The 4,409-nt window shown below is 70.4% G+C and carries 3 protein-coding genes; all 3 read left to right on the top strand.

Features of this window, described 5'->3' with window-relative positions:
- A partial coding sequence (locus tag AVKW3434_RS24115) for a DUF2169 domain-containing protein (protein ID WP_284407858.1) occupies positions 1 to 409 on the top strand: 409 nt, incomplete at its 5' end.
- Between the two features lie 11 nt (positions 410 to 420).
- On the top strand, positions 421 to 1,647 hold the full coding sequence (locus AVKW3434_RS24110; RefSeq protein ID WP_284407857.1) for a hypothetical protein: 1,227 nt from the start codon (positions 421 to 423) through the stop codon (positions 1,645 to 1,647).
- 6 nt (positions 1,648 to 1,653) lie between these two features.
- Positions 1,654 to 4,409 (top strand): DUF6531 domain-containing protein (locus AVKW3434_RS24105; protein ID WP_284407856.1); only part of this gene is annotated, 2,756 nt, incomplete at its 3' end.

Below are 4,409 nucleotides of genomic sequence, written 5' to 3'. Positions count from 1 at the left end.
GCAGGGCACCTTCGGCGACGCCTGGCAATCGACCCGCGCGCCCGACCTGCCCGAGGACTTCGACCCGCGCCACCACAACGCCGCACCCGATGCGCTGCAGCTGCGCGAAAGCCCCCGCCCGGGCCATGCCCTGGTCCTGCACGGCATGTCGGAAGGGGGCCCGTTGTATTTCACGTGGCCCCCGCTCGCGCTGACCGTGCAGGCGGAGACCGCCGGCGGCACCCTGCTCCCACCCCAGGAACTGCGTTGGGACACGCTGCTGGTGGACACCGCAACGCAGCGCGCCTCGCTGCTGTGGCGCGCCGTGATCGTGCCGCCCGCGCTGGAGCGGCTCGGCCTGGTCCATGTCACGGCCCACGCCCGCGCGCCGCGAGCGGCCTCTTCGTCTCCGGCCCTCTCCCTGAATTGAATCGCTTCGACATGTCCCCCCCTTCCATGGCCCCCGCCACTTCCGCCGCGCCAGGCCTTTGGCACATCGCGCACGCCGGCGCCATCACCTCGGCCGGCACCAGTGCCTGGCAATCCGCTGCCTCATGGGTCGGTCAGCAAAAGCGGTTCCAGAAAAAGATCAACCCCGACGTCGGCCCCCAGGCGATCACCACCGCACCGTGCCCTGAAATCACGGCCGGTCAAACGGATCTCCCCCGCCTGGCCCGGCTGCTCGGCGCGGCGCTGGCCGACATGGTGTCTTCGATGGCGCCGCAGGAGGCCGATCTGGCGGGGGCGGCACCCAGCCGCATCGCGCTGGCCCTGCCCGAGCGGCTGAGCGACCGCGACGGCGCCGAGCTTTGGCTGCAGGCCCTGGCCGAACTCGGGCGCTGGGCGGGCTCCGGGGCCAGCGCAGCGCTCGGTGCCGTGCCGTGCCACATCGCCCGCGGCGGTTCCACGGCGGGCTTTGCTGCACTGCAGGCCCTCGGAACATGCCCTCGTCCAGTCGAGCATGCACCCGGCGCAGCCGCCTTGCTGATGGCCGTGGACAGCCTTCTCGACACCACCACACTGCAGGACGCCTACGGCCGTGGTGCGTTGCTCACGGACCGGCATGGCGATGGATGCATCGCCAGCGAAGCCGCCGCCGCGCTCTGGCTGCAAGCCGCCCCGGACACGCGGGATGCCACCGGGCGCGGGCTGGTGCTGCACCCGCCTGTGCTGGCGGCCCAGGCTACTGCGCATCGCCGCCCCCAGCAGGACCCGGAACCCGGCGCGCTGCAGGAGGTGCTGCGCTCGGCGCTGGCCCACGCGGGCTGGCAAGCGGACAACGTGGGCTATACCGTCTCGGACTTCGACGGGTCCACCTGGCGCGCCATGGCACAGATCAGCGCCCGGGCGCGGGTGGCGCCAGCGTGGGACCCCATCGACTGGGAGCCCGCGACCGCGATCGGGCAGGTCGGCGCGGCCACCGGCCCGGTGCACTGGGCCCTGGCCGCACAGCGCGTGCGTCACGATGCGCGCGCGCCCAACTCCATCCTGTCGTGGTCGCTGGACGAAGGCACCGCCGCTGCCGCCGTGGCACTGGAGCGCACCCTTCCCACCGAGGCAGCTGCGCAGCGCAGCCCCAGCGCCCCTTCGGCCGGCACCGGCCCGGCGGCCCCGACCTACTCGGCCCGCTTTCTCCAGAACAAGAACCAACAATTGCAAGGGAAGTAAAAACGCATGGGCACGCACATCTTCAGCGGCGGCGAGGGCGCGATCACGCAGGTGGCCAACGGCTGGACGTTCGATCCGGCCACGCCCGTCAAGCTCAAGACCAGCGGCAAGCAGGGCACGGCCTGGCACAGCAACAACAGCAAGGCCATCCTCATACCGCTGGGCACCATCAAGGAACACGGCACCGACATGTCCAACCGCTACGGCGCGATGGACCGCGGCAAGCACGATCCTTCCAGCACCATCGTGGGCTGGTTCACCAACGTCCGTGACCATGTGAACCAGCATGTCACCTACGTCAAATCCGTCGTGCACGAGGCCGGCGAGATGGTCGTCAATGGCGTGACCACCCTCACCAACGCCATCTTGGTTCGGCTCTCGCCCGAGACCCAGAAGATGATCGACAACGCCGGCAAGGTGTTGAAAGGCATGGAGGCCCGCCACTTCGGCCAGGCAGCCCAGGAAGAGGTAGATGCGATCATGGAGATGCTCAAGGACCCGTCCACCTATGTGGGCCTGGGCGTGTCGATCGCAGCCACGGCCGTGCAGGGCGTCCCCATCGTCGGCCAGATCGCCGGCGGCGCCGTGATGGCCGACCGCGTGGTCGGCACGGGCCAGGCGGCCGTGCAGGCGGCCGAGGAGATCCGTTCCATCACCGAGACCTGGGGCTCGGAGATGACCCCCGCGCAACTGGAGGCCGCCCGCGTGCGCCTGGCCAAGTGGCTGCTGGGCAGCGGTGCGGCCCTGCTGGCCGCGATCGCGGGCAAGCGCTTCAAGCGCAAGACGCAGACCGAGGGCAAGAACGACACGCACCCCACCAATGAGCACAGCGACCGCCAGCACCCCAATGGCAAGGGCCCGTGCGAATCGTGCGCCATCGGCGGGCCGGTCATCCTGTCCAGCGGCCAGAAGCTCATGGACGAGACCGACTTCACCCTGCCCGGCCCCATTCCCCTGGTCTGGCGCCGCCGCTACCGCTCGGGTCTCGCCGAGGACGGCCCCTGGGGCCGCGGCTGGAGCCACCCGATGGCGCAGGAGCTGCGCCTGTCCGCCGACGGCATGGTGCTGCTCGACGAAGCGGGCCGCCATGTGCCGTTGCCGCACGTCGCTCTGGGCGGCGAGTGGTTCGACCCGTATGAGAAGTTCACCGTGCGCCACCCGGAAGAGGGCCTGTGGGTCGTCGTGCACAAGGGGGGCCTGGAGCACCACTACCGCCAGCATGCGCCTGAGCAATGGCGGCTGCCGCTGGCCCGGCTGCAGGATGCCAACGGCAATGCCGTGGCACTGCATTGGGCGGCGGGCGACACCGATACCGCCACGGGCGAGGTGCTGACCTGGAGCGCGCGGCAGGCCCGCGAGCAGGCCATGGCCGATGGCGGCGTCAGTGTGGCCAGTGCAGGGTCGTTTGCGTCTCCCTTCGCGCTGCCGCGCTTGGTCGGCCTGTCCGATTCGGCGGGGCGGCAAGTGCGGCTGGCCTGGACGCCGCACACCCCCGATGCCCTGCCCACCGATCCCCTGGGTGGCGCGCGCCTGGCCACCGTCGAACTGCTGGCGCCCGGCCAATCCGCGCCCCAGGTACTGGCCAGCTATGCCTACGACGCGCAAGGCCAGCTCGTCGCCACGCACCACGGCGACCTGCCCTACCGCCAGTACGCCTGGCGCTCGGGCGTGCTGGTCGGCTACCGCAAGGCCAGCGGCCACCGCTACTTCGCCCAGTACGACGCGGAAGGCCCGCAGGGCCGCGTGCTGCGCTCATGGTGCGCCGATGCGCCCATCCCTGGCCAGGACGATGACCGCTTCACCTACCTGCCGCACGAACGCATCACCCGCCACACCGATGGCCTGGGGCGCGTGACGGCCTACCACTGGGACGCGCGCTTCAACATCGTGGCCACCGTCATCGCTGAGGGCACACCCGAAGAGGTGCGCGAAGAAACGCCATTCGATGCCACCGGCACCCCGCGGGGCAGCACCGATCCGCTGGGCCGACGCACCACGCTGCGCCATGACGCGCGTGGCAACCTCACGCAGATCACCAACGCCCTCGGGCAGTCCACTGCGCTGCAGTACAACGCGATGGACTTGGTGACGACGCTGCGCGATGCCATGGGCTTCGAGTGGCAGCGCACCTACGACCGCCACGGCAATCTGGTGCAGATGACCGATCCGCTCGGGCAGACCACGGCGTATCAGTACGACGGCCTGGGGCGGCCGGTGGAGGTGATCGATGCCAAGGGCGGCAAGAAGGTGCTGCGCTGGGACGAGGCGGGCAACCTGATTGCCTACACCGACTGCTCGGGCCGCACCACGCGATTTGCCTACGACGCGTTGGGGCAGCTGGTGCAGCGCACCGATGCGCTGGGGCAGGCAACGCGCTACACCTACGACCGCGCGGGCCGGCTCGTCCATGTGGCCGAGCCCGGCACGGACAGCGCCACCGCCTTGCACCAGTACACCTGGAACGGCGAAGGCCACCTGCTCGCCTATACCGATCCGCTGGGCGCCACGACGCGCTACACCTACGACGGCGTGGGCCGGCCTCTGACCCGCACCGACGCCGCCGGACGCACCCTGGCCTACCACTACGACCGCGCGGGCCGCCTGATCGCCCTCGATAACGAGAACCGTGCGCAGACCACCTTCCGCTACAACCTGCGCGACCAGCTCACCGACGAGATCGGATTCGACGGCCGCTGGCAGCGCTATGTGTACAACGCCGCGAGTGAATTGACCCACCTGATCGAGACGGGCGGCAGCGAGGC

Source organism: Acidovorax sp. SUPP3434, from assembly GCF_030159015.1.
In the GTDB taxonomy this organism is placed as follows: Bacteria; Pseudomonadota; Gammaproteobacteria; order Burkholderiales; family Burkholderiaceae_C; genus Paracidovorax.
This window is presented reverse-complemented; position numbering and strand designations above follow the sequence as displayed.